General features: G+C 64.1%; 26 protein-coding genes and 2 riboswitches. Of the genes, 11 read left to right on the top strand and 15 right to left on the bottom strand.

From position 1 onward, the window contains the following. Window positions 1–11: 11 nt before the first annotated feature. From CFB17_RS13380 to CFB17_RS13365, 4 genes are read right to left on the bottom strand one after another with little or no spacing between them, the layout of a single operon-like run. A complete protein-coding gene (locus tag CFB17_RS13380; protein WP_088562059.1) occupies window positions 12–953 on the bottom strand; it encodes a branched-chain amino acid ABC transporter permease in 942 nt (313 codons plus the stop codon). Continuing rightward, on the bottom strand, window positions 950–1,858 hold the full coding sequence (locus CFB17_RS13375) for a branched-chain amino acid ABC transporter permease (protein ID WP_088562058.1): 909 nt from the start codon (window positions 1,856–1,858) through the stop codon (window positions 950–952). The genes CFB17_RS13380 and CFB17_RS13375 overlap by 4 nt, the downstream gene beginning before the upstream one ends. Next, entirely contained in the window at window positions 1,855–2,598 is a 744-nt protein-coding gene (locus tag CFB17_RS13370; RefSeq protein ID WP_088562057.1) for an ABC transporter ATP-binding protein, read from the bottom strand. The genes CFB17_RS13375 and CFB17_RS13370 overlap by 4 nt, the downstream gene beginning before the upstream one ends. Then, entirely contained in the window at window positions 2,595–3,386 is a 792-nt protein-coding gene (locus CFB17_RS13365; protein ID WP_088562056.1) for an ABC transporter ATP-binding protein, read from the bottom strand. The genes CFB17_RS13370 and CFB17_RS13365 overlap by 4 nt, the downstream gene beginning before the upstream one ends. 143 nt (window positions 3,387–3,529) lie before the next feature. On the opposite strand from CFB17_RS13365, the gene CFB17_RS13360 reads away from it, so the two are divergent. The 5 genes from CFB17_RS13360 to CFB17_RS13340 all read left to right on the top strand — a co-directional run bounded on the left by CFB17_RS13360 (window position 3,530) and on the right by CFB17_RS13340 (window position 8,167). Further along, a complete protein-coding gene (locus tag CFB17_RS13360) occupies window positions 3,530–3,895 on the top strand; it encodes a TIGR04076 family protein (protein WP_243389884.1) in 366 nt (121 codons plus the stop codon). Next, on the top strand, window positions 3,892–4,959 hold the full coding sequence (locus tag CFB17_RS13355) for an aldo/keto reductase (RefSeq protein WP_088562054.1): 1,068 nt from the start codon (window positions 3,892–3,894) through the stop codon (window positions 4,957–4,959). The genes CFB17_RS13360 and CFB17_RS13355 overlap by 4 nt, the downstream gene beginning before the upstream one ends. A gap of 11 nt (window positions 4,960–4,970) precedes the next feature. Then, on the top strand, window positions 4,971–6,233 hold the full coding sequence (locus tag CFB17_RS13350) for an ABC transporter substrate-binding protein (RefSeq protein ID WP_207762080.1): 1,263 nt from the start codon (window positions 4,971–4,973) through the stop codon (window positions 6,231–6,233). A 1-nt stretch (window position 6,234) separates the two neighbouring features. Beyond that, window positions 6,235–7,698, top strand: a complete 1,464-nt coding sequence (locus CFB17_RS13345) for an aldo/keto reductase (RefSeq protein ID WP_088562082.1) — start codon at window positions 6,235–6,237, stop codon at window positions 7,696–7,698. Between the two features lie 169 nt (window positions 7,699–7,867). Then, a complete protein-coding gene (locus CFB17_RS13340; protein WP_088562052.1) occupies window positions 7,868–8,167 on the top strand; it encodes a hypothetical protein in 300 nt (99 codons plus the stop codon). Between the two features lie 227 nt (window positions 8,168–8,394). Here CFB17_RS13340 and CFB17_RS13335 read toward each other — a convergent pair whose 3' ends face one another. From CFB17_RS13335 to CFB17_RS13320, 4 genes are all read right to left on the bottom strand, one after another. Next, window positions 8,395–9,162: an acyl-CoA thioesterase gene (locus CFB17_RS13335; RefSeq protein ID WP_088562051.1), complete on the bottom strand. Its 768-nt coding sequence runs from the start codon at window positions 9,160–9,162 to the stop codon at window positions 8,395–8,397. A 16-nt stretch (window positions 9,163–9,178) separates the two neighbouring features. After that, window positions 9,179–11,482 carry a 5-methyltetrahydropteroyltriglutamate--homocysteine S-methyltransferase gene (metE, locus tag CFB17_RS13330; RefSeq protein WP_088562050.1) on the bottom strand — a complete coding sequence of 768 codons (2,304 nt, stop codon included), beginning with the start codon at window positions 11,480–11,482 and terminating at the stop codon, window positions 9,179–9,181. A 98-nt stretch (window positions 11,483–11,580) separates the two neighbouring features. Then, window positions 11,581–11,789: riboswitch (cobalamin riboswitch) on the bottom strand. A 60-nt stretch (window positions 11,790–11,849) separates the two neighbouring features. After that, complete coding sequence (locus CFB17_RS13325; protein ID WP_088562049.1) at window positions 11,850–13,211, bottom strand: LLM class flavin-dependent oxidoreductase; 1,362 nt, start codon at window positions 13,209–13,211, stop codon at window positions 11,850–11,852. Window positions 13,212–13,267: 56 nt separating this feature from the next. Beyond that, window positions 13,268–14,026 carry a class II aldolase/adducin family protein gene (locus tag CFB17_RS13320; protein WP_243389883.1) on the bottom strand — a complete coding sequence of 253 codons (759 nt, stop codon included), beginning with the start codon at window positions 14,024–14,026 and terminating at the stop codon, window positions 13,268–13,270. A gap of 299 nt (window positions 14,027–14,325) precedes the next feature. Between CFB17_RS13320 and CFB17_RS13315 the strand changes: the two genes are divergently transcribed. The 5 genes from CFB17_RS13315 (at window position 14,326) to CFB17_RS13295 (ending at window position 18,261) form a co-directional block, all read left to right on the top strand. Continuing rightward, complete coding sequence (locus CFB17_RS13315) at window positions 14,326–15,771, top strand: 4-hydroxyphenylacetate 3-hydroxylase family protein (protein WP_088562048.1); 1,446 nt, start codon at window positions 14,326–14,328, stop codon at window positions 15,769–15,771. Next, window positions 15,764–16,267, top strand: a complete 504-nt coding sequence (locus CFB17_RS13310; RefSeq protein WP_207762079.1) for a flavin reductase family protein — start codon at window positions 15,764–15,766, stop codon at window positions 16,265–16,267. The genes CFB17_RS13315 and CFB17_RS13310 overlap by 8 nt, the downstream gene beginning before the upstream one ends. A 38-nt stretch (window positions 16,268–16,305) precedes the next feature. After that, window positions 16,306–16,716, top strand: a complete 411-nt coding sequence (locus tag CFB17_RS13305; RefSeq protein ID WP_088562047.1) for a RidA family protein — start codon at window positions 16,306–16,308, stop codon at window positions 16,714–16,716. 40 nt (window positions 16,717–16,756) lie between these two features. Next, window positions 16,757–17,431 carry a DUF1028 domain-containing protein gene (locus tag CFB17_RS13300; RefSeq protein ID WP_088562046.1) on the top strand — a complete coding sequence of 225 codons (675 nt, stop codon included), beginning with the start codon at window positions 16,757–16,759 and terminating at the stop codon, window positions 17,429–17,431. A gap of 81 nt (window positions 17,432–17,512) precedes the next feature. After that, a riboswitch (FMN riboswitch) is annotated at window positions 17,513–17,670 on the top strand. 87 nt (window positions 17,671–17,757) lie between these two features. Then, window positions 17,758–18,261 (top strand): 6,7-dimethyl-8-ribityllumazine synthase, encoded by a 504-nt coding sequence (locus tag CFB17_RS13295; RefSeq protein WP_088562045.1) that lies wholly within the window; start codon window positions 17,758–17,760, stop codon window positions 18,259–18,261. Between the two features lie 30 nt (window positions 18,262–18,291). Here CFB17_RS13295 and CFB17_RS13290 read toward each other — a convergent pair whose 3' ends face one another. The 5 genes from CFB17_RS13290 to CFB17_RS13270 all read right to left on the bottom strand — a co-directional run bounded on the left by CFB17_RS13290 (window position 18,292) and on the right by CFB17_RS13270 (window position 23,047). Next, window positions 18,292–19,110 (bottom strand): shikimate 5-dehydrogenase, encoded by an 819-nt coding sequence (locus tag CFB17_RS13290; protein WP_088562044.1) that lies wholly within the window; start codon window positions 19,108–19,110, stop codon window positions 18,292–18,294. A 75-nt stretch (window positions 19,111–19,185) separates the two neighbouring features. Further along, complete coding sequence (locus CFB17_RS13285) at window positions 19,186–20,235, bottom strand: extracellular solute-binding protein (RefSeq protein WP_243389882.1); 1,050 nt, start codon at window positions 20,233–20,235, stop codon at window positions 19,186–19,188. Window positions 20,236–20,304: 69 nt separating this feature from the next. After that, entirely contained in the window at window positions 20,305–21,099 is a 795-nt protein-coding gene (locus CFB17_RS13280; protein WP_088562043.1) for an ABC transporter permease, read from the bottom strand. Continuing rightward, window positions 21,096–21,971: an ABC transporter permease gene (locus CFB17_RS13275; protein ID WP_088562042.1), complete on the bottom strand. Its 876-nt coding sequence runs from the start codon at window positions 21,969–21,971 to the stop codon at window positions 21,096–21,098. The genes CFB17_RS13280 and CFB17_RS13275 overlap by 4 nt, the downstream gene beginning before the upstream one ends. Next, on the bottom strand, window positions 21,968–23,047 hold the full coding sequence (locus CFB17_RS13270; RefSeq protein WP_088562041.1) for an ABC transporter ATP-binding protein: 1,080 nt from the start codon (window positions 23,045–23,047) through the stop codon (window positions 21,968–21,970). The genes CFB17_RS13275 and CFB17_RS13270 overlap by 4 nt, the downstream gene beginning before the upstream one ends. Window positions 23,048–23,258: 211 nt before the next feature. On the opposite strand from CFB17_RS13270, the gene CFB17_RS13265 reads away from it, so the two are divergent. Beyond that, entirely contained in the window at window positions 23,259–23,447 is a 189-nt protein-coding gene (locus CFB17_RS13265) for a hypothetical protein (RefSeq protein WP_088562040.1), read from the top strand. Window positions 23,448–23,464: 17 nt separating this feature from the next. Here CFB17_RS13265 and CFB17_RS13260 read toward each other — a convergent pair whose 3' ends face one another. Both CFB17_RS13260 and CFB17_RS13255 read right to left on the bottom strand, forming a co-directional pair. Continuing rightward, window positions 23,465–24,265 carry an ABC transporter permease gene (locus tag CFB17_RS13260; protein WP_088562039.1) on the bottom strand — a complete coding sequence of 267 codons (801 nt, stop codon included), beginning with the start codon at window positions 24,263–24,265 and terminating at the stop codon, window positions 23,465–23,467. Continuing rightward, complete coding sequence (locus CFB17_RS13255) at window positions 24,255–25,187, bottom strand: ABC transporter permease (protein WP_088562038.1); 933 nt, start codon at window positions 25,185–25,187, stop codon at window positions 24,255–24,257. Before CFB17_RS13255 ends, CFB17_RS13260 begins: the two co-directional genes overlap by 11 nt. Window positions 25,188–25,190 lie beyond the last annotated feature (3 nt).

Below are 25,190 nucleotides of genomic sequence, written 5' to 3'. Positions count from 1 at the left end.
CAACCCTGACGTCAGCCGCGTGCCGCATGACGCCTCAGGCCGAAGAGCCCGCCCGGGCGTAACAGTAAGACGAGGCAGAGTCCGAGGCCGATGGCGGCGATCTGGAGGGCGCTGGCCCGAGCTTGAAGCTCCGCCGGCACGAAGGCCGTGATTGCACCGCCGGTGGCCGCCCAGAGCGCCCAAACGAAGAGAGCCCCCAAGATCGCGCCGCGATTGCTGCCGGACCCGCCGATGATCAGCATCGTCCAGACCTGGAAGGTCAGGTTCGGCAGATAATTGTTCGGCGCGATGAAGCCGGTGAAATGCGCCTGGATCGCCCCGCCCAGCCCCATGAGACCGCCGCCGAGCGCGAAGGCTTGCAGCCGGTAGCGGGCGGCATTCTTGCCTAGAGCCAGTGCCGCCGTCTCGTCCTCGCGTATGGCGCGCAGCACGCGGCCCCAGGGGCTGCGGCTCAGGTTTTGCAGGGCGAGGTAGAGGACGAGCACCAAGGTGGCGACTATGGCCAGATTGCCCAAGCCGAAGAGCAGCGGCCGGTCGGCCAGGGACTCGAACGGCCGGGGGATGAAGCCGATGCCGAAGGGGCCGCCGGTCAAGGGCTGAAGGTTGAGGAGGACGAGCTGGATGGCGACCGCGAAGCCGAACGTGGTGATCGCCAGATAATCCTGGCGCAGCCTCAAGGTGAGGGCGCCGACAAGCAGGGACATCAGGGCCGTCGCCGCCGCCCCCGCCAGCCAGCCGAGCGGCCAGAACAGGCCGAAGCCACCCAGATGCGCACTGCTCCAAGGCGTCGTCAGGATGGCCGAGACATAGGCGCCGACCCCGACGAAGCCGGCGACGCCGACATTGAAGAGGCCGGTTTTGCCCCATTGCAGGTTGAGGCCCAGGCAAAGGATCGCATAGGCGAGCGCGGTGGTGAGAAAAAAGCTGCCATAGCTCAAGATTGCCTCGCTCATGCGGCCTCGCCGAAAAAGCCGCGCGGACGGAGGAGAAGGAGCAGGACGAGGATGAGGAAGGCCACGGCCGCTCGCCATTCCGCCCCAACGAACTGCACGCAGGCGGCCTCCGCCAGACCGATGACGATGCCGCCTAGGATAGCACCGGGAATGGAGCCGATGCCGCCCAGGATAGCAGCCGAGAAGAGAGGGAGAAGGAAATCGAAACCCATGTTCGGTCGGATCTGCACGAGGATGCCCGCCATCGTCCCGGCGGCAGCGGCAAGGGCGCCTCCCATGACCCAGGTGAGGCCGACGACCCGTCTTACGTCCAGCCCGACGACGGCCGCGAGCGTGGGGTTTTCGGCCACGGCGCGCATGGCCCGGCCTGCCTGCGTCCTGGTGACCAGGAGGTGGATGGCAAGCAGGAGGCAAAGGGTCAGCCCGATCAAGGCCAACTGGTCAGGCGTGACGCGGATGCCCATGCCCAGCCGCACGGCGATCTGCAGGTCGCTGCTGAAATAAAGCGGGCTTGAGGAGAAGGCGAACTCGATCAGGCTGCGTAGGGCCATCGAGGCGCCGAAGCTGGCAATGACGAGCGTGATGGCCTCGCCACGGCCAGCCAGGTGCCGGAACAGCAAGCGATCGAGAAGCAACGCCAGGCCCGCCGTCAGGATCATGGCGGCGAGGCCGCCAAGCAGGACGGCGGCCGTGATCGAGAATGGCCCCATCGCGGGCCAGGCAGTCCCCGCGAGCGCGCTCAGGAGGAAGCTGGCGCTCCAGGCCACATAGGCGCCAAAGCTCATCATCTCGCCATGCGCGAAGTTCGCAAAGCGCAGCATCGCGTAGGTAAGCGTGACGCCGATGGCGCCGAGGCCGATCAGGAGGCCTGCCAGGAGGCCGTCAGCCAGGAATTGCAGGCTCAACTCCCGGTCTCCCTGACAGCGTCACCGCCAAGGAAGAGCGCGCCCAGCCCCGGATCGCCGAGCAGATCCGCTGATCTACCCTCGTGCCGTTCGCGGCCGCCCACCAGCACGATGCCACGATCCGCCAGGGCAAGGGCGGCCTTGACGTTCTGCTCGACCAACAAGATGGTGATTCCCTGCGCGCGGATGCGACCCAACTGGGCGAATACTTCCAAGACGAGCCGGGGCGACAGTCCGGCCGAGGGTTCGTCCAGCATCAAGATGCGGGGCTTGACGACCAGAGCGCGGGCCACGGCCAGCATCTGACGCTGGCCGCCCGAGAGCCGACCGGCCAGGAGTGCCGGCCGGGCCGCCAGATCGGGAAACAGGCTGAGCACGTCGTCGATCGCGGCCGCCCGTCCGGCAGCCGGCAGGATACCGGCCGCCAGCTTCAGATTGTCCAGGATCGAGAGCCTCGTGAATACGTTCTCGGTCTGCGGCACGAAGCCCAGCCCCAGCGCTGTCCGCTTGTGCGCCGGCAAAGGACGAAGGTCAGTGCCGTTCAGCCATATCTGACCGGATGGCGTCGCCACCAGCCCGGCGATCGCCTTGATCAAGGTGGACTTGCCGGCACCGTTCGGTCCCAGGATCGCCACGATCTCGCCGGCCCTGAGGGTGAGCGAGGCGCCGTTGACGATCGGCAGGCCGGGCTCATAGCCGGCCACCAGACGATCGACACGAAGGACCGGCTTGCCATTCACGCGACGGCACCGCCCAGATAGGCCTCCGCGACACGCGGATCGCTCGTAACGTTCTCCGGTGTCCCCGCCGCCAGCGGACGGCCATTGGCCATGACCAGCACGTGGCGGCAGAGCCGGGCCACCATGTCTATGTTGTGCTCGATGAGCAAAAGCGTCGTGCCCGCCCGGTTCATCGCCAGCAGCCGCTCGATGATGATCTCGAGAAGTGCCGGATTGACCCCCGCCGCCGGCTCGTCCAGGAGAATGAGGCTGGGCTTTGCCATCAGCGCGCGGGCCAGCTCCAAAAGCTTGCGCTGGCCGCCCGAGAGCGAGCCCGCCGGGGCATGGCTGAGCGACGCCAGGGTGACGAAGGTCAAGAGCTCGTGCGCGCGCTCGCGGCAGGCCGCCTCCTGCCGGCGCACGCGGCCGGGTGCCACCCAGTTGGGCAGGATGCGCTCGCCCGCCTGGTCCTTTGCCCCCAGCATGACATTCTCGAGCACGCTCATGGCGGGAAAGGGCCTGGGGATCTGAAAGGTACGGCCTAGCCCGATACCCGTCCGGCGCCAGGCGGGCAGGCGCTCGATCCGCTGGCCGGCAAGGCGGATCTGCCCCGCATCCGGTAGCTGGCTGCCGGCCAGGCAGTCAAAGAGCGTCGTCTTGCCGGCGCCATTCGGGCCGATCACGCCCATGATCTGCCCGGCTTCGAGTGTGAAGGAGATCCCGTCCACCGCGGCGACCCCGCCAAAGCGCTTGACGAGCCCCTCGACCGTGAGAAGCGGCATCGGCGGCAGGCTTGAGGGATCGGACATCGGATTATGGATCTTAAGGGAGCGCAAAGTTACTGGCGCTATGGTCAAATATGGGGCGGCACCCTAAGAGGGTCCCGCAGCCGCCGCAATCTCCGCGCTGCCTTATCCCAGAGCCAGGGGCGAAACAAAGAGGGACGCCTGCCTTGAGCGCAGCATCCGGGGATGATCGATTCGAGCTGTTCGACCTCCGGGTCGAAGCCGTGATCACAGGCGACGGCCCTGTCTATTGTGGTGCCAGGCCAGGCGATCATTTCGAGTTGCGCGGCGAGATGCTGCATCTGCCGCCGGGTCAGGGCTTTTCCATCTATTCACTGGCAGCAGTTCTCCCTCTCCTGGCCGCCAAGCAGCGGCCGACGCATCCGAACGACTGGATGACGACCGACACGCTGATCGCCTGCCCCGACCCCAACTGCACCTCGAAGCTGCGGATCCTCCGGCTGGGCAAGAGGCCTTTCAGCCATGCCCTGACGACGGCCGTGCCGCTACCGGCCCGGGAGAGGCGGAATTGAGCGTCGAGCGCCTGACCCTGGCGCCGGGCTACACGATCTCGCGCGTCATCCGTGGCGGCTGGCAACTGGCGGGCGGCCATGGCGCGATCGATGCCGACGCCGTGCTCGGCGATCTGATGGCGGCCTTCGATGCCGGCATCACGACCTTCGACTGCGCCGACATCTATACCGGCGTCGAGGAGCTCTATGGCCGGTTTCGCCAGCGTCTGGCCAAGGAACGCGGCACGGCGGCGCTGGCGCGGTTGAAGATCCACACCAAGATGGTGCCCGACCTGGCCCTGCTCGAGCGGATCACCGAGGACGATGTTCGCCTGCTGATCGGCCAGTCTTTGAAGCGCCTCGGGATGCAGCGCCTCGATCTCGTCCAGTTCCACTGGTGGGACTATGGCGTGGCGCGCGACATGGAGGTCATGGGCTGGCTGGAGCAGCTCCGCCGCGAGGGTCTCATCGACCGGCTGGGAGCGACCAATTTCGGCACCGCCCACACCTATCGCATGCTGAAGGCCGGCATCCCCCTCTTCTCGATGCAGACGCAATATTCCGTCCTCGACGCCCGTCCCGAGAACGGCCTCGTCGCCCTGGCGGCAAAAGAAGGCGTGCATCTCTTTTGCTATGGCACCGTGGCTGGCGGCTTCCTGGCTGAAAGCTGGCTGGGCCGGGCCGAGCCCAAGGAACCGCTCGAGAACCGCTCGCTGACCAAGTACAAGCTGATCATCGACGATTTCGGTGGATGGGAGCTGTTCCAGCTCCTCCTTTCGACCCTCCAGCGCATCGGCCAGCGTCACGGCGTCGACATCGCCACCGTGGCCAGCCGCTATATCCTGGACCGGCCGGGCGTGGCGGGCGTCATCGTTGGCGCGCGCAACCGGGCGCATCTCCAGGCGAACGTCGCCCTGGGCGAGTTGAAGCTGAGTGCAGCCGATCAGGCCGAGATCGCCGCCGTCCTGGCTAGGCGCAAGGGACCGGTTGGCGACACCTACGCGCTCGAGCGCGACCGAGAGGGGCCGCACGGGCGCATCATGAAATATAATCTCAACACGAGCGCCGCGCAAAAGCGGCCATGAGGGAAACGACGATGCGGCTTCGCGCGATCCTCCTGGGCTCCGTCCTGGCCCTGCCGGTAGCGGCCGGCGCAAGGGCGGCCGATTGCGACCTGACGGTAGGCGTCGTCATGGAGCTCACGGGGCCTGCTGGCGAGTATGGCCAGGCCGGTGCAAAGTCGGTCGAGATGGCGTTTCGCGACCTGAATGAGGCCGGCGGCGTCAAAGGCTGCATACTCAAGGCCAGTACGCGCGATTCGCAAAGCAGCGGCAGCGTGGCGGTCGATGCTGCCAACCAACTGGTCCAGGTCGGCAAGGTGCCGGTCCTGATCGGCGGCATCATCTCCTCGGTGACGATCCCGATCCTCACCGCGGTGACGGCGCCCTCCAAGGTGGTGCAGGTCTCCCCCGCCTCCTCCTCGCCGACGCTGACGACGCTTGGCCGCGAGGGCAAGACGAACGGCATCTTCTTTCGCACCATCACTTCGGATGCGCTCCAAGGCACGGCCGCTGCCAGCTATGCCCTGGATCGGGGCTTCAAGAAGATCGCCATCATTCATGTGAACGACGATTTTGGCGCCAACATGGTAGCCGAGTTCAAGAAGGCCTATATCGCACTGGGCGGCACGATCGCGGCCGAGGTCGCCTATAACGCGAATCAGGCCAGCTACCAGTCGGAGGCCACCAAGGCCATGGAGGGTGATCCCGATGGGCTCTATCTGGTCTCGACCCCCGTCGACGGGGCGGTGATCGCCAGGGCCTGGATCTCGGGCGGCGGCCCAGCCCGCTTTCTTTTGAATGACGGGATGAACAGCCCCGACTTCATCAAGAGCGTGGGGGCGAAATACCTGAACGAAGCCTACGGCACCTCCTCGGGCACGACGCAGAGCCCCTCCAGCCAGTATTTCAACGCCGAATACCCGAAATTCTCAGGCGGTATCGCCGCCAGCAATCCGGCCGCCGACCGCGCCTATGACGCGGGCGCAATCGTCGGCCTCGCCATGGCGGCCGCCAAGGACGAGACTCCGATCGCGATCCGCGATGCGATCTTCAAGGTTACCGGCAGCGAAGGCACGCCCATCCATGCCGGACCGGAAAGCTTCAAGGAGGCGCTAGCCCTCCTCAAGGACGGGCAACCCATTCATTATGAGGGGGTCATCGGCCCCGTCAGCTTCGATCAGTATGGCGACATTACCGGCCCGTTCCGTCTCTGGAAGATCGAAGGCGGCGAGGTCCAGACGGTCGGCCAGATGACAACCCAGCAGGTGGCCGCCCTCAAGGCCAAGATTGGCGGCTGAGATGAGCGCGCAACCCGAACGCCTGCGCCTGAGCGACGATCTCTCGATCAGCCGCGTCATCACCGGCCTCTGGCAGGTGGCGGACATGGAGAAGACGGGCACCCTGCTCGATCCGAAGGCCGGGGCTTTGGCCCTGGCCGCCTATCGCGATGCCGGCTTCGACACGTTCGACATGGCAGATCACTATGGCAGTGCCGAGATCATCGCCGGCCATCTCCTCGCCGATGAGCGCGCCGCCGGCAGGCAGCGCTCGCTGGCATTCACCAAATGGTGCCCGGCGCCGGGAGTGATGTCACCGGAGATCGTCCGTGCCGGAGTCCAGCAGCGCCGGGAGAGGCTGGGCGTGGAGAGGATCGATCTCCTCCAGTTCCACTGGTGGAGCTTCGAGCATCCGGCTTATCTGGACGCGCTCTTCGAGCTTGCCCGTCTCAAAGAGGAGGGCCTGATCGGCGCCATCGGGCTGACTAATTTCGACACCGATCATCTGCGCGTCGTCGTTGGCCAAGGCATTCCGATCCTGACCAACCAGGTCTCGTTCTCGGTCCTCGACCGGCGCGCCGCTGGCGCTATGAGCGATTTCTGCAAAGACCACGGCATCAGGCTCCTGGCCTACGGCACGCTGGCCGGCGGCCTACTCGCCGAGCGCTGGCTGAACCAGCCCGAGCCCTTGGAGCTCCAGGATTGGAGCAAGATGAAGTATAAGCGCTTCATCGACGCGATCGGCGGCTGGGGCGCGTATCAGACGATGCTCTTTACCTTGGCCGAGATCGGCCAGCGCCATGGCGCCTCGATCGCCAACGTCGCCACGCGCTGGGTGCTGGACCAGCCCGCCACCGCGGCCGTGATCGTCGGCGCCAGACTCGGCGAGCGCGATCACAAGGCGGACAATCAGCGGCTCTTCGAGCTCAGGCTCGACGCCGAGGATCTGGCAAGGCTGGGGGCCGCCTTCGCGGTCACGCGTCCGATCCCCGGCGATTGCGGCCAGGAGTATCGCAAGCCCCCCTTTCTCACCGCCTCGGGCGATCTCAGCCATCATCTGGAAAGCCTGCCCAAGGCCTATGAGGCCGTGCCCATGTCCGGCCGGCCGGACAGACTGCGGGTCGATAGCGGCAGCGTCTGGGAGGGCATTTGCGGCTATAGTCGGGCCATCAGGGTCAAGGATCGCATTCTCGTCAGCGGCACCACGGCCACCGATGCGCATGGCAACGTGGTCTGCCCGGACGATCCCGCCGGGCAGACGGTCTTCATCATGGACAAGATCGCCGCCAGCCTCGCCGCCCTGGGCGGCAGCCTCGGCGACGTCGTCCGCACGCGCGTCTATCTGCAGGACGTCGACGAATGGGAGCCGGTCTCGCGCGTGCATGGCCGTTATCTGGGCGATGTCCGTCCAGCCAACACCCTGCTCGAGGTCGCGCGGTTGGTCGGCCCCTATCGGGTCGAGATCGACGCCGAGGCGATCTGCTGACGACCGACGCGGTCCGTGGGTATGTACAGGTGTGATCGGGTGTGTTTACCCATTGGCAGCACGCAGCATTTCAGGTCATCGTTGCCGGATTCGGGGCAAAGCGTCATCAAGCTGCCGTTTTGAGGGTCTATCCGCGCGGCGAACCGAGTTCCTGCCTGACGGATTTAAAATGAGCGATCAGATTTCCCGCATGGTCCGCGCGCTTACGATCAACGAAAACTGCCTGGCTACCATCCGCCGGGCGATCGAAGGTCGCGCTGAGGCTTTCGCCATCGAGGTGGCGGGTTCGCCCAAGTCGCGGGGCGGTCCTGGGTGGAATGCCGTAGACGAGGCGATCTTCACGCGCTCCGCCGCCAAGCTGGAGGCCGAGCGTGCAGGTGAGATCGACAGGCTTCGTCGCAAGATCGCGCGCCAGCGTCTGGCGCTGGCCGATTTTCCATCTGGCCGTTCCAAGACTAACTCCGACTAGACCCGCCGGCGGCACGGTCAGCTCCGTACACCCGCGGTCTTCGGGGGCAGCCAATCGGCGGGCAAGCGTTGGGACCGGCTTTTCTCGGCAATGGCGCCTGGAAATTGCTGTCGTCGAAAGGCGCAGGGATCGGGCTCGCCGTGCAGGGTAGGGGCGTCGACCCTGGCCGGCCGCAGGTTCCCCTCAGGCTTGGCGGTAGGCAACCGCCTGGACCCGAGGCCCCCGGCTCACGGGAGGGCCAAGGGCGGCACGGTAGTCGGGCGCTCGTCGGGACCTTGCGCCACCATGACGAATTGTCCCTGGCAGCAGAGGCGGCGTTCGCCGCTGAACAAATTCTCGGCCTCCAGCCTCACCTGGACGGTCATCGAGCTCCGGCCGACCCTGAGGAGCTCGGCGGTGAGTTCCATGATCTCGCCCTGCCTGACGCCGCTCTTGAAGTCGACATGGTCGGAGGCCGCCATGACGACGTTGTGGCGGCAGTGGCGTGTGGCGGCGACAAAGGCGGCCTTGCCCATGGCCGCCAGCGCCTGGCCGCCATAGAGCGTGCCGTAATGGCTGGTCTGGTCGGGCATGACGAGCTCGACCATGCGTAGTTTGGCGGATAAGGCTGCCGCCGGCACGAGAGGCGGGAGTTGATAACCCGCAGCACCTGGCCGCTCGCCCACGGCCACCATCGTGAAGGTGCCGCGGCAACAGCGCCGCCGGGCGTCGGACAGGGCTGCCTCGGCCGTCATCTCGAGCTCGACGGAAAGCGAGCGTCTGCCCACCCGCGTGACGCGGCCGGCGAATTCGACGATGTCGCCTAGCCTGGCCGGCGCCACGAAATCGAGCCGGTCGCAGGAGGCAGTCACGAAGTCGACGCGGGCGTGACGGACGGCGGCGATGAACGCCAGCTTATCCATGGCGGCCAACGCGCTGCCGCCGAAAAGCGTGCCGTGATGGTTGGTATCGCCCGGGAAGACGATGTCGATCAGCCGGATGGCGGCATCGCTCATGGTAGCTCCCTTCCTGTCAGGCCCGGTTCGGTACGCTCGCCAATCGCAGCGCCTTGGCGGCCGCCACCATGTTGAGAAGGGCTGGCCGAACCTCCGCCCAGCCGCGCGTCTTCAGCCCGCAATCGGGATTCACCCAGAGCTGCTCAGGGGCGAGGTTAGAAAGGGCCTTGTCGAGGAGCGTTCGTATCTCGTCGGCATCCGGCACGCGCGGGGAATGGATGTCGTAGACGCCGGGGCCAATTTCGTTCGGATAGCGATAGCCGACAAAGGCGTCTAGGAGTTCCATGCGCGAGCGGGAGGTCTCGATCGAGATCACGTCGGCATCCATGGCGGCGATGGAATCGATGATATCGTTGAACTCCGCGTAGCACATATGCGTGTGGATCTGCGTCTTGTCGGCGACGCCGCCCGCCGCGATCTTGAAGCATTGGACTGCCCAGGCGAGATAGTCGGCCCAGTCCTTCCGGCGCAAGGGCAGACCTTCGCGAAAGGCAGGCTCGTCGATCTGGATGCAGCCAATGCCGGCGGCCTCAAGGTCCAAGACTTCGTCGCGAAGAGCCAAGGCGATCTGGCGGCAGACCGCCTGGCGTGGTAGGTCGTCACGCACGAAGGACCATTGCAGCATGGTGACCGGACCGGTCAGCATGCCCTTCACAGGCTTCGTCGTCAGCGACTGCGCGAAGCTCGACCAGCGCACCGTCATCGGCTCGGGGCGGCCAACGTCGCCGAAGATCACCGGCGGCCGGACATAGCGCGACCCGTAGCTCTGCACCCATCCATGAGCTGTGAAGGCATAGCCCTGCAGTCGCTCGCCGAAATACTGCACCATGTCGTTGCGTTCGAACTCGCCATGGACCAGCACGTCGATGCCGATTTCCTCCTGCCAGCGGACCGCCTCGACCGTCATGGCCTCAAGGAAGTCCGCATAGTCGGCATCAGTCATGGCGCCCTTGGCGTGCCGTGCTCGCGCCTGGCGCAATTCGGCCGTTTGTGGAAAAGAGCCGATCGTCGTCGTCGGGAAGGGCGGCAGCCGCAACGCTGCCCGCTGCAGCTGGCGCCTCGCGGCATAGGGGCTCCGGCGCTCGGCCATGGTGGCATCAAGTCCGCTTACACGGCTGGCCACCGAGGGATCGTTGACCTTGGCCGAGCTTTGCCTTCCCGCCAGGGCTTTGTCGGTCTCTGCCAGCTCCGCCCGTACGGCCTCCCGGCCAAGTGCGAGGCCGCGTCCGAGGATGGCGAGCTCGCCCATTTTCTGCACCGCGAAGGCGAGCCAGCCCTTGAGATCAGGATCGAGATCGGTCTCGAGGTCGAGGTCGGTCGGCACGTGCAGCAACGAGCACGAGCTGGCGATGACGAGCCGCTCGGGTCCGAGCCGATCGCGAACGGGCTCGAGCCGGTCCAGAAGGCCCGAGAGATCGGCGCGCCAGACATTGCGCCCGTCGATCACGCCCAACGAGAGCTTGTGGTCCGGCCGGGCGTGGCGGAGCACCTGGTCGAGCTGATGGGGGGCTCGCGAAAGATCGAGATGCAGGCCGCTGACGGGCAGGGCCAGGGCCGTCTCGAGATTGTCACCGAGCTCGCCAAAATACGTCGTCAGCATGAGTTCGAGGCCCGGCAGTTCGCGGGCCAGCCGGCCATAGGCGCTGACATAGGCCTGCTGCGTGGCCTCATCCGCGTCCATGACAAGCCAAGGTTCGTCGATCTGCACCTCGTCGGCCCCGGCCTCGGCCAGTTGACGGAGCAGATGCACATAGACCGGAAGGAGGCCATCCAGGAGGCGGAGCGGGTCGCTCTCGCCCTTGCCGAGCTTTAGATAGGTGACGGGGCCAAGGAGGACCGGCCGCGTTCGATAGCCAAGCGCCCTGGCCTCGAGGAATTCGGCCAGGACCTTGTTGGGGCCGGGCTTAAAGCTTTGGCCCGGCGCGAACTCCGGCACGAGATAATGATAGTTCGTATCGAACCACTTGGTCATCTCGAGGGCTGGCAGCCCCGGCCGGCCCTGGCGTCCCCGGGCGAGGGCGAAGTAAGTCTCGAGCGGCGGGAGCTCGGCTGCCGCATGCGCCGTCGGCAGGACCCCCACCATCATGCTAAGATCGAGGACGTGGTCGTAGAGCGAGAAATCGCCCACCGGAATTCTGGTTATTCCCTGGGCATGCTGGCGCGCCCAGTGCGCGGCCCTGAGTGCCGCTGCCGCGTCCAGCAGCTCAGCGTCGGACGATGCGCCGGTCCAGTGACGCTCGAGCGCCTGCTTCAACTCACGGCGCGGACCCATCCGTGGCACGCCCAGCGTGGCTGTCGGCAAGGAGGTTGAATCGTTCATGGAAACCCCAATCGCGTGCTTGGGGCAAAGGCCAAGCGGCCGCGAGCAGGAGCTGTAAAGTCCCCTCTGCCAGCAGCCCACCGGGACACCCCGCCCAGGGAACGTATGTCGACGTGGCAGGTCTCCTGACTTGCGGGTCGACGCGATCATCCAGCCTTCCCGGGAAACGCCCAGTGGCACTTCTTGGATGACCGCTCGCCGCTCACAGTTGCGGGGGCAGTTCCGGCCTGACCCGAAGGCGCACCGGATTCCCTCTTAGCTCGACCGATACGGACACCAGCCGAGAACCACGACGCCGGCAGGTTAGGCTGAGGTGGGTGCAGTCGTCAAGAAATATAAGGATATCTTTATATCTGATTTCAGGTCGTTATTCCGCCGCCAGCTCGGCCGGCTTGGCCGCGAAGCGATTGGCCGGCCGAGGCAGGCCTAGATTCTCCCGCAGCGTCATGCCCTCATAAGCAGTGCGAAAGAGGCCGCGGCGCTGCAGTTCGGGAACGACACCGGCCGTGAACTCTTCAAGACAGGAGGGCAGCAGTGGAAAGATCATCATGAATCCGTCGGCACCCTCACCCTCGAACCATTCCTGCATGAGGTCGGCCACCTGGGCCGACGTGCCCTTGAAGGTCTTCCGCCCGCGCTCATAGCTCAGATAAAGCTGGCGCAGTGTGGGATTGTCCCTCTCGATCGTGGCGATGATCTGCTCGAAATAGGCACGGTGATACTTTGCCGTCGTCGGCAGGCGCTCCTTGGGGATGGGCTCGTCCAGCGGCAGGTCGCTGAGGTCGGTTTCAAGATCATTGGAGAGGAAGAAGCGGCCGACATCGGGATGGACGAGGTTTTGCAACTCCAGATACTTGGCCTCGGCTTCCTCAGCACTCTCACCTAGCATCACGCCGCAGCCGGTCAGGATACGCATGGCATCCGGCGACCGGCCGAACTTCGCCATGCGTTTCTTCAAGTCGCCATAAAAGGCCTTGGCGTCGTCGAGCGTGGTCGCGGTGCCGAAGACGAGCTCGGCGGTCTCGGCCGCCAGCTCTCGGCCTACTTCCGATGCTCCCGCCTGGATGATGACCGGCTGGCCCTGCGGCGTACGGGCGATGTTGAGGGCGCCGTCCAGCTTGAAATGCGTGCCCTGGTGGTGGATGGGATGGAGCTTGCTCGGATCGAAATAGCGCCCGCTGGCCCGGTCGCGGATGAAGGCATCGTCCTCCCAGCTGTCCCAGAGCTTCTGGACGAGGTGGACGAAATCGCGCGCTCGCGCATAGCGCTCGGCATGCGGCGGCAGATCGGGCTCGCCGAAATTGGGGGCCACGTATTTGTTGGCCGACGTCACGACGTTCCAGCCGGCGCGGCCATGGCTGATATGGTCGAGCGAGGCGAACTGACGAGCGACATTGTAGGGCTCGTTATAGGTCGTCGTCGAAGTGGCCCCGAGCCCGATCCTGGACGTGCTGCCAGCGACCGCCGCCAGGAGCGTCGTTGGCTCGAAAACGTTCATGAAGAGCGGATACCGGCTCCATGCATGTAGATCGTCGATCCGGGCGGCCGGCGTGTCGGCGATGAAGAAGAGATCAAAAAGCGCCTTTTCCGCCGTCTGCGCCATCGTCCGATAATAGTCGATGTCGTTGGCGGCACCGAGCTTAGCCTTGGGGTGGAGCCAGGAGGCCGGATGAACACCTCCCGTTTCTTGCATCATGAGGGCAAGCTTGATCTGGCGCGGCGCGATCATAAGTAGACTTTCCGGCTGGGCTCTTGAATGAAAGGAAAAGGTGGCGAGGCACAGGGCTAGTCGGCATAATCCGGCTCGTCACGATCGAGAAGCCGCTTCATCTGCGCGAAATGCGCCTCGGCCCAGCCCGGCATGTGGTCCCAGCTCCGCGCCGTCTTCTCGGCGACTTCGTCGCCCAACACGTTCAAGGGCTTGCCACTGGCATAGGCCAGCATCAAGGTGCGACAGGCTCGTTCCAGATGATAGAGGCTGTCGAAGGCCTCGGCCACGGTCTCCCCGGTCGCCAGCACGCCGTGATTGCCCATCATCATCGTGCGCTTGTCGCCCATGGCCTGCACCAGGCGCAGGCCCTCGGCCATCTCGTCCGCCATGCCGCCATAGTCGAGATCGATCGCCAGGCGGCGAAAGAAGCGCGCCGTCGTCTGGTCGATCGGCTTGATGTCGGGATCGGCCAGGCAGGAGAGGGCCGTGGCATAGGGCGGGTGCAGATGCAGGATGCAGCGCGCCTGCGGCAGCTTCGCATGCATCGTCCCGTGGATAGTCCAGGCCGTGGCATCGATGTTGGCGGGCAGGCCGCCCTCGTCCAACATGCCGGCATCGAGGAGCACGAGATCGCTCGCGCGCAAGGTGGCGAAATGCACCCATTGCGGGTTGAGGAGGAAGCGGTGCCCATCGGCCGAGAGCGCCACGCTGAAATGATTGGCCACGGCTTCGTGCCAGCCCTCGCGGACGACCAGGCGGAAGGCCGCGGCGAGGTCGATGCGAAGCTGGCGCTCGTTCATGTCCATGCGGGGGGCGAAGGCGGGCTCTGCCATGGCATTCCTTCTCTGGGCGGTTGGATCCCACTCCATCTATGAGCGATCATTTCACATGGACCGACTGAGAAAAGGATAAAAAAACTATCTTGGAGCAAAGATAATTATCTGGCGCGGATTTAGGCATAATGAGTAATGCATAATCCGAACCGGCGCGGACAACAGCCTCTCGAAGTATTGCCCGGCAGCAGACAGAATGTTTCGATCGGTTCGCGCTATTCCAATGCCCAGAAATTACTATTTTACCCGGCGGTCCCCGCGACGCACCATGCGTTCGACAGGAAGAGATTGGAGCGGCGATGCTGCGGACCGGCCAGACATATCGCGAAGGTTTGCGCGACGGGCGCGAAATCTGGATCGATGGCGAACGCGTCAAGGACGTGACGACGCATCCAGCCTTTAAGCCGATCGTCGATATCCGGGCGCGCATGTACGACATGGCGCACGAGGAACGCTATGCCTCGGCTTTGACCTATCAGGACGGGCAGGAGCGCAATTCAATCTTTTACCGTCCGCCCCGCCAGCAGCAGGACTGGCAAGACAAGGTCCGAGCTGTCGATCTGGTGATGAACGACATTGGCGGGGTCGTCACCCGCGTGGGCGACGAAACCGTGGGCGAGATGTGGTCGCTCATGGATGGCCGCGACGTTTTGAGCGAGATCGATTCCCGTTTCGATGCCAATATCGATCGTCACATTAAAGCCGTCTTCGACAACGACATTTTCCACGTCTCGGCCAACACCGACCCCAAAGGGGACCGATCCCGTCCGCCGCAAGACCAGGATCCCGACATGATGGTTCGGGTTGTGCGGGAGACCGATGCCGGCATCGTCATCCGCGGCGCCAAATACGAGACGGCCGCTGCCTATGCCGACCAGGCCTTTCTCAAGCCCACCTTTGGTGCCTGGGTGAATGACAAGCTCTCCGACTATGCGCTTGGCTGTATCGTCAAGATGGGTGCTCCCGGCGTGAAGCATATCTGCCGATCGGGCTTTGCCGGGCGCGGCAGCGCGGAGGATTACCCGCTCGCCAACAAGTTCGACGAGGTCGAAGCCCTCGTGATCTTCGATGACGTCCTTATCCCGTGGGAGGACGTCTTCTTCTACCGCCATACCAAGGCGGCCCAGTTCATCCGTTCGACCCTGCACCGCTACAGCGCCTTCCCCTATGTGCACCGGCTTCTCTACGTGGCCGACATGCTGATCGGTGCCGCCATGTGGAATGCAAGGCAGACCGGCCTCGACAAGCTGGACGCCGTCAAGGCGAAGCTCGCCGACCTCGTCTGCTACCGCGAGGGCATCAACGCCCATCTGACGGCCTCGATCGCCGCGGCGCAAGAGAGCCCCGGCGGCCTGCTCATGCCGCATCAGTCGATGCTCTATGCCGGCCGCGTCTTCGCTTGCTCCAACCTGCCGCAGATGATGCATATCGCGCGCGAGCTCTGCGGCGGTCAGATCTGCGTCACGCCCAACGCCGCTTCCTTTGCCGCCGAGGAATCCGGCGCCTGGTTGAAGAAATTCTATACGCTCAACGACCAGTGGTCGGCCGAGGATCGACGCAAGCTGCTGGCTTTCGCCCGCGATCTCCTGAATTCCGATTATGCGGGACATCGCCTGACGTTTGTACAATTCGCGCAGGCGCCGCATTTCAACCACCTGAACGCCGTCTATCACAGCTTCGACTTCAAGGGCCCGCTGGATTTCGTGCGCAAATCGGCCGGCCTTTCGGAGAACATTCTTGGCTGAGGCCGCCCTTGATCCGGCCGTCGTCAAGAATGCCATGCGCCTCATGGCCTCGGGCGTCACGGTCATTACGACGGAGGGTGCGGCCGGCCGGGCGGGCCTCACCGTGTCCAGCTTTTCCTCGCTCTCGCTGGAGCCACCTTCGGTGCTCTTTTGCGTTCACGAGGCCAGCAGCACCTTGCCCTCGATTTTGGCCAATGGGGTCTTCGGTGCCAGCGTTCTGGCCCACGGACAGCATCAGGTCGCCGAGGCCTTCGCGGGCTTCCTGCCAGCCTTCAAGGAGGACCGGTTCGGCGCCGGTTCATGGTACAGCCTGGCTAGCAGCGTCCCCTTGCTGGAGGGCGCCCTTTGCGGATTCGACTGCGCGCTGGTCGAGAGCTACGCCTTTGGCACGCACCGGATCGTCGCCGGCCGTATCATTGCCGTTGCGACCCAGACCAGCGCCAGCCCTCTCCTCTACAGCGACCGCGCCTATCATCGCCTCCAGCGCGCCGCCTGATCTTTTAACCTCATCGTCATTTTTCGGGAGTAAGTTCCTTGATCCACAAGCGCATCCGGCCATTCAACACCAAGGATACCTACCCCGAGCAGCGGCTCGACAACGATCTGGCGCAGGCCGTCATTGCCGGCAATACCGTCTATCTGCGCGGCCAGGTGGCGCAGGATCTGGACACGCGCGAGAATGTCGCCGTGGGCGACCCAGGTGGCCAGGCGCGGAAAGCCATGGAGAACGTCAAGCTGCTGCTGGAGGAAAGCGGCTCCGAACTGGCGCATGTCTGCAAGGTCGTCGTCTACCTTACGGACATCCGCTACCGCGAGGCCGTCTACCGCGAGCTCGGCCAATGGTTTAAGGGTGTCCATCCGGTGTTCACTGGCCTCGTTGTCCAGGCCCTGGCACGACCCGAATGGGTCGTCGAGGTCGACGTCACCGCCGTCATACCGTCGTGAACTGACCGTCTTGAACCGGCTGTCCTGAATTGGGCTTCGCATGACCTTCTCGCTCGCCGCCCGCTGTGCCCGTACCGGCATGTTCGGCATGGTCGTCTCGTCGTCGTCGCCTGCCGTAGCCGCCCGTTGCGCCCATGCGCGGGCCAAGGTGGGCGCGGCCGCTTCGCAGAACGTCACCGATCCGGCGCTAGGCCAGCAAATGCTCGATCTCATGGCCCATGGCGCCTCGGCCGAAGAAGCCGTCAAGATCGCGGCTCGCAGCACCCCTTTCGGCGCCTATCGCCAGCTGACGGCCGTCGACAGCCAAGGCGGTGTCGGCGTGCATATCGGTGCCAAGACTCTGGGCACGCATGGGGCCGCCAGGAGCCAGAACGTCGTGGCGGCCGGCAATCTTTTGGCCAACCCGGAGGTGCCTGCCCGCATGGTGAGTGCCTTTGCCCAGACCGAGGGCCATCTGGGCTTCCGCCTGCTTGCCGCACTGGTTGCGGGCCAGGCAGCGGGTGGCGAGGCCGGCCCGGTGCATTCGGCTGGTCTTCTGGTTGTCGACAGGACGTCCTGGCCGCTCGTCGACCTTCGGGTCGATTGGCACGAGGAAGATCCTATCAAGGCGCTCGCGCTCGCCTGGGAAATCTATGCACCGCAGATGCAGGCCTATATCGACCGCGCCCTCGATCCGAGTGAAGCGCCAAGCTACGGCGTGCCGGGCGACCCTTGAGAAGCACACATGCGGCGATGCGCGCCGGCAAGCGCCGGTGCAAAGTTCTTGAACGAGCGTTGAACCAGCGTTTAGATAAGCGCACGATCTCGGGGCGAGGTGAAATTCCTCACCGGCGGTAAGCATTCGCGCGCAAGCGCGACGGCAGAGCCCGCGAGCGATCATCGCCATCGGCGGTGTCAGCAGATTCGGTGCAATTCCGAAGCCGACGGTCATAGTCCGGACGGAAGAGATTGAGCCTAACCGATGGCGGCCGCCGCAAGGTCCGTCATCGCGTGACGTTCATCATGCCCTGATTTTATTTCTGGCTAACAGGAACAGCCGAGATGAATCAGTCCGAACTTGTCACCACCAGTCATGCGTTGATCAACCGCCTCAACGGCCGTATCGCCTTCATCCAGGCGGGCTGGCACAGCGACATCGTCGCTCAATGCCGGGAATCGTTCCTGGAACGCATGCGGGAACTGGGCGTACCTGCCAGTGCCATCGACATCGTCTCCGTGCCGGGTGCCTTCGAGATCCCGCTGCGCGCCAAGCTATTGTCAAAAGCCGGGCAGCACGCTGCGGTGGTAGGCGCCGCTCTGGTCGTTGATGGTGGTATCTACCGCCATGATTTCGTCGCCCAGGCTGTGATCTCGGGCCTGATGAACGTCCAGCTCGAAACCCAGGTGCCGATCTTCTCGGCCGTGCTGACGCCGCATCAATTCCACGAACACGACGCCCATCGGGCTTTTTTCGTGGAGCACTTCAAGGTGAAGGGCCGCGAGGTGGCAGATGCCTGTCTGCAGACCTTGAGCAGCATGCACCAGCCTATGCCGGCCGCCGCCTGAGCGGACCCGAACCGGGCTGCCTTCCGGGTCCTAGCCCAGGGCGAAGGCCGCGGCGCGCGCCAGGAGGGCGTCGTCTGGCCGAACGCCGGTATAGAGGACGAACTGCTCGAGCCCCTGGAGAACGATGACCTCGGCGCCGGTGATCACCGTCTTGCCGAGCTCGCGTGCCAGTCGGATCAAGGGGGTCTCGGGCGGCAGCGCTACGACGTCGATGACGATGCTGGCCGCCGCCACCGTCCGGGCGGAGAAGGCCAGGCTATCGGCCTCGGGGCCACCGGCCATGCCGATCGGTGTGACGTTGACCAGCATGGCAGGCTCGAAATCGAGTTTCGGGCGCCAGTCATAGCCGCAAGAAGTGGCCAGGGCCTGACCCGCCTCTGCGTTGCGGGCGACGATCGTCCCGTTCGCGAGGCCTTTGTCGCGCATGGCAGACGCCACGGCCTTGGCCATGCCACCACTGCCCAGAAGCACAAAGCGCGTTCCCTCGTCGATCGCGTGGCGCTCGATCAGCCGTTCGATGGCGATATAGTCGGTATTATAGGCGTGCAGGTGGCCGTCATCATTGACGATCGTATTGACCGAGCCGATGGCGGCGGCCGAGGGATCCAGTTCGTCGACCAGAGGGATGCAGGCCTCTTTGAAGGGCATCGAGACCGCACAGCCGCGAATGTTCAAGGCGCGAATCCCTCCGATGGCGGCAGGGAGATCCGTGGTCGTGAAGGCCTTATAGACGAAATCGAGGTTCAATTCGTCGTAGAGATAATTTTGGAATCGCGTGCCGAAATTCCCCGGCCGTCCTGAGAGCGACATGCAGAGCTTGGTGTCGCGATTGATCGAAAGCTTGCTCATCCGAGCCTCCCGGCAACGCACCTCGCTGACCAAGGTGGCGCAGCCGGGAGGAAGAGGGAAGTGGCCGGCCTGGGCCTACTTGCGCAGCTTGGTCCAAATGCGGTCGTAGAAGCGGATCGCATCTTCCGAGCAAGGCTCGGAGAAGACGATCTTCTCGCCTTCGGGCACCTTGAATTCCGGCGCATCGGCGAGCTCGGGCTTCAAGTATTTCTCAACGCCCTTGACCGCGCTCTGGTAGACGACCTCGTTGCTGGTCATCGCGATATTCTCGGGCTTCATCAGGAAGGCCATGAACTTCTTGGCGTTCTCGACATTGGTCGCACTTGTGGGCACGGCCACATTGTCCATCCAGCCGACGACGCCTTCCTTGGGAAAGGCATAGGCGACTGTCGGGCGACCGAAGCGCGCGCGAGCACTCCCGCCGGACCAGGACTGGTGCATGACGGTCTCGCCGGCAATCATGCGATCGTGGATGCCATCGGAGTTATAGAGCTTCACGAAGGGCTTTTGCGCTTCCAGGATCGCCTGGGCCTGCTTCAGATCGGCCGGATTCGTGTTGCATTGCGGCTTGCCCATGTAGACGAGCACGAGAGCCATGACCTCGCTTGGCGAGCCGAACATGCCGATCTTGCCCTTGAGTTCCGGGGCCGGCTCGAAGAGTTCCTTCAAGCTGTTCATCGGCCCTTTGTAGATGGCCGTGTCCGCGACGTAGGAGGTCGTGCCCCACTGATAGGGGATCGTGTATTTGCTGCCGGGATCCCAACTGCGATTCTTACCCACGTCGGTAAGATTGTCGTAGGTGTCCATCTTGTAGGGATCGACTTCCTGAATCAGCTTCGACTTGATGAGGATCGGCACGAAGTCGTTCGAGGCGACGACGATGTCATAGCCGCCGCCTCCGGCCTTCAGCTTGGCCAGCAGCGTCTCGTTCGAATCGTAGGTGTCGACCGTGACCTTGATCCCGGTTTCCGCCTCGAACTTCTTGATCATCTCGCTCGAGGTGTAATCGGTCCAGTTATAGATATGCAGCTCGCCGCCGCTTTGCGCCATTGCCGGCGTGCCCGCCGCGCCGGCCCCACCCACGAGCATCAATGCGGCAATCAGCGATTTCATCTTCCGCGCCATAGACGGTTCCTTGGTTTTCTAGGGAAGCCAAAAAAAGAAGCGGTCGTCATCGTCGGCACGACCTGGCGTTCAGCTTCGCTTGCGCGTCAAAAGCAGGGCCGCCACGACGAAGATGAGTGAGAGGAGAAGGAGGAGTGTCGAGATCGCGTTGATCTCCGGGGTCACGCCCACCCGAAGCATGCTGTAGATGTAGACGGGCAGGGTGGTCGTCCCGGCGCCTGCCAGCATCAGGCTGATGATGAAGTCATCGAGCGACGTGACGAAGGCCAGCATGGCACCCGACATGATGCCCGGTGCCAGAAGCGGCAGGGTGACCTTCATGAAGAGGCGGCGCTCGTCGGCATAGAGATCGCGCGCTGCCTCCTCCACACCCGCCGGCATTTCCTTCAGCCGCGCCTGAATCGGCAGCATGGCGAAGGGGATACAAAAGACGGTATGGGCGATGATGAGATTGAAGAGACCCAGATTGAGTCCGATGCCGGAGAAAAAGACCAGGGTCGTTACCGCCGTGACGATCTCGGGCACCACGAGCGGCAGGCCCACCAGACCGATGGCCGTGCCACGCCCACGAAAGTTCGGCCCGCGTTCGAGGCCGAGCGCACCCAGGGTAGCGATGATCGTTGCTAGGATCGTCGAGGCGACGGCGACGACGATGCTGTTGAACGTCGCATCGCGAATCGCCTGATCTTGTATGGCGACGCCAAACCATTTGAGGCTGAAGCTCGTCCAGATCGTCACGACATTGTTGGCGTTGAAAGCGTAAATGACGAGCACGACGAGCGGCGCATAGAGGAAAATGATGGCGAAGGCGGCGAACGGCGCGATGCCGGGCGTTTTGCGCCAGTCGAATGGGCGGGCCCTCATAGCGGCAGCCCCACGCGGCGCACGCGTTTTTGCTGCCAGATCATCGCGCCCAGAATGACCACGGTGATGAGCGTTGCCAGGGCGGCGCCGAAGGGCCAATTGCGCGAGGTCGAGAACTGCATCTGGATAAGGTTGCCGATATAGAGCTGCTTGCCGCCACCCAAAAGGTCCGGGGCCAGGTAGGACCCTAGCGCCGGGGCGAAGACCAAGAGCGTGCCAGCGATAACGCCGGGCTTGGCCAAGGGCCAGACGACCCGTCGGGCCACAGCCCAGCGCGTGGCATAAAGATCGAAGGCAGCCTCGATCAGCTTGGGATCCTGGCGCTCAAGCGTGGCGTAGATCGGCAGCACCATGAAGGGCAGGAAGGTATAGACGAGGCCCAGGAAGACGGCGCCGTTATTATAGAGCAGCGGCAGGGGGCTGGAGATCAGGCCCAACTTCATGAGGAGGATGTTGATCAGCCCCTGGTCGCGCAGGATGAGGACCCAGCAATAAGTCCGGATCAGCATGTTGATCCAAAAAGGCAGGCTGACGATGAAGAGGAGGCCTGGCCGGCGCCGTTCCGGCTGGCAGGTGATGTACCAGGCAAGCGGCAATGCCATGACCAGGCAGAGCAGCGTGACGATGGCGGCCACACCGACCGATCGCAGAATGATGATCAGATAGTCGGAGGTGAAGAGCAGCGTATCGTCGAAGTCGCGTTCGTAGAGTAGCGAAATATAGGCATCGAACGTAAAGGGCATTTCGACGCCGCCCGTGGAATCGGCCGTCATGAAGGAATAGACGAGGCCGACGATCATCGGCACGGCCATGAAGATGCCGATCATGAGGATTGATGGCAGGAGCAGGAGGAGTGCTCGTCTGGGCGTCATGCCGCCACTCCGGTCTCCGGGGCAGCGCCCAGCATGCGCTCCGCCCGGTCCGGCCAGTCGATCGCCACTTGGTCGCCGGGCGCGAAGCGATCCTCGCGGTCACGCATGCGCGCCTTGACCACGACGCTATCAGGCAATTCGGTCTCGTAGATCGTATCAGCGCCTACATAGGTGACGAGGGTGACGATGCCCATTGCCTTGCCGTTCACACCCGGTCCCGGCCGCTTCAGGCTGACGCGTTCGGGCCGCACCATGACGAGATCGTCTCTGGCACGCCCCAGACTGCGGCCGGCCAGGAGATTGGCTTCACCGATGAAGTCGGCGACGAAGCGGTTGGCGGGTGTCTCGTAGATCTCCTCGGGTGTGCCTACCTGCTGGAGCAGGCCCTCGCTCATGACGGCGATGCGGTCCGACATCGTGAGCGCTTCCTCCTGGTCATGGGTCACCAGGACAAAGGTGACGTTAGTCTCGCGCTGCAGCCGCTTGAGCTCGAACTGCATCTCCTTCCTGAGCTTGAAATCGAGTGCCGAGAGCGGCTCGTCCAGCAGGAGAAGGCGCGGCCTGGGCGCCAGGGCGCGGGCCAGGGCCACGCGTTGCTGCTGGCCACCGGAGAGCTGGGCCGGCCGCCGGTCGGCCAAGTGGCCGAGCTTGACGAGGGCCAACATCTCCTCGACTCGTTCGGCGATCACCGCAGGCTTGGCGCGCAGCATGGAGAGCCCAAAGGCCACATTGTCGCGCACGTTCATGTGCGGAAAGAGGGCGTAGCTCTGGAAGACCGTGTTGATCGGCCGCTGATTCGGCCCCAGGGCGATGAGGTCTTCGCCATCGAGGCGCAGGGCGCCTGCCGAGGGGTGCTCGAAGCCGGCGATGATGCGAAGCAGTGTCGTCTTGCCGCAGCCCGACGGACCCAGCAGCGTGAAGAACTCCGAGCGGCCGATACGCAGCGACACATTGTTGAGCGCCGTAAAGCTTTCGAAGCGCTTAACCAGCTCATGCACCTCCACCAGAGGCGTATTGACGCCGCTTGCCCTATTTTTGGGCAGATTCGGGGGCGTCGTCAGGGCCGAGGCGCTCATGATCAGACGATCCGTGGCGGGTGTCGTCGCAGGGAATGGGTCAACAGGCATTCTCCAGGAGTGGTGGGCCAAGGAAAGCTTGGGAGACCAAAGCGAAAATGAGGCCAGTTCTCGCGATTGCGCGCGGAGGGCGTAGGCAGGCATATCCGCTTGCAGAGACAGGACGCCGATATCCGCGTCCAGGCCGTGGCCAAAGCGAAGGGGATGATAGATGGATATGTTGTTGGATCTCGAGACCGCGCGCCGCGCCCTGGACGCGGCCGAGGCCGAGCTTAAGGACTTGGCGGATCGCAATCGCCGGGACGGGGACCATCGTTTGGCCGCCCTGTTTGACGAGGTAGGCCAGGAGCTCGAGCGCGCCCAGGCCAAGCTCGCGGCCGCCGAGCATCAAAGCTGGTAGTGGGGCGCCGGATCTCATCAGGGGTGCTCCTCGCCGCCGTCCCGGGCCAGATAATAGGCCAGGACAAGAGGAAGAGCGGTGATCAAGATGACCAGGACAGCCACGACATTGGTCACGGGTCGCTGACGTGGCCGAATCAGTTCGCCAAGCATCCAGATGGGCAGGGTCTGCTGCTGGCCCGCGGTGAAGGTGGTGACGATGACCTCATCGAAGGACAAGGCGAAGGCCAGCATGCCGCCGGCCAGGAGGGCCTTGGCTATATTGGGCAGGATGATCCATCGGAACGTCTGAAAGGCCGAGGCTCCCAAATCCATCGACGCTTCGATCAAGGAAGGCGAGAGGCGTCGAAGCCTCGCCACGGCATTGTTGTAGACGATGACGATGCAAAAGGTGGCGTGGCCGAGCACGATCGTCAGAAAGGAGAAGGGGATCTCGAGGAGATCGAAGCTGGAGCGCATCGCCAGGCCCGTGACGATGCCGGGCAGCGCTATCGGCAGGATCAGCAAAAGGGCGATCTGGTCCTTGCCGAAGAATCGCGTGCGAGCAAGGCCGCCTGCCGCCAGCGTGCCCAGGAACAGCGCCAGAAGGGTGGCCACGGCTGCCACCTGCAGTGAGAGCGAGAGCGCTGACCAGATATCGGTTCGGCTCCAGGCCACCGCGAACCAGCGAAGGGTCAGCCCGGGCGGCGGAAACTGGTAGCTCCGCTCCTCCGTCGTGAAGGCGTAGAGGACAACGAGCGCCAAGGGCAGGTACAGGAACAAAAGGGTGATGAACGCACCTACGCGGAGCAGGCCGCGGCCCTGGCGTTCAGAGCGCATCGAACGCTCCCGTCCGCTTGGCCACGGCCAGAAAGACGATCATGATGAGGATCGGGACGATCGCGAACGCGGCTGCCAAAGGTAGATTCCCGGCTGTTCCCTGCAGCGTGTAGACGGCCTGACCCAGTACCAGGGCCGACGTCCCGACAATCTGTGGCACGATATAGTCGCCCAGCGTCAGCGAGAAGGTGAAGATCGCTCCTGCTACCACGCCCGGTAAGCTGAGCGGCAGGACAATATCGACAAAGCGTCGCCAAGGCGTAGCACCCAGATCGCTTGCCGCCTGGAGCAGGCTTTGCGGCAGCCGCTCCAGGACGGTCTGCAAGGGCAGGATCATGAAGGGGAGCCAGAGATAGGTGAAGACGAGCACCATGCCGGTATAGCTCGTTGAGAGCGAGGGGCCGCCCAGGACCGGCAGGGCCAGCCAGGCTGAGAGCAACGGCGTTGCGTGCAGTGCTTCCGCCATCCAGCCAATGGCCCCTTCGCGGGATAAAAGGAGTTTCCATGCGTAGACCTTGACCAAATAGCTGGACCAGAGCGGCATCATCACGGCCAGATAAAGGCAGGGCCGCTTCCAGCCTCTCGCATGCCGGGCGGCGTAATAGGCAAGCGGGAAGGCCAGGGTTACCGAAAGGCAGGTCACGACCAAAGCGATCAGGACGGTTCGCCAGAGGATATCGAGATTGGCCGGCTGAAACAGCTGGGCCAGGGTCGCGAGCGTTGGGTCGTAGACGACCACGCCCGAAAAATCGTCCAGTGCGAAGAAGGCTTGAGCCAGCAGCAGCAGTAACGAGCCCAAATAGATGATGCCCAGCCAGAGCAAAGGCGGCAGCAGAAGCAGAAGGATCAGCAGGCGGGGTCGCAGCACCAGGAGATCGCTGAGCCTCGTCGATCGCGCGACATGCGGGATGCCGGTGCTCATGGC

It is taken from the genome of Arboricoccus pini (assembly GCF_900187945.1).
Lineage (GTDB): Bacteria > Pseudomonadota > Alphaproteobacteria > Geminicoccales > Geminicoccaceae > Arboricoccus > Arboricoccus pini.
This window is presented reverse-complemented; position numbering and strand designations above follow the sequence as displayed.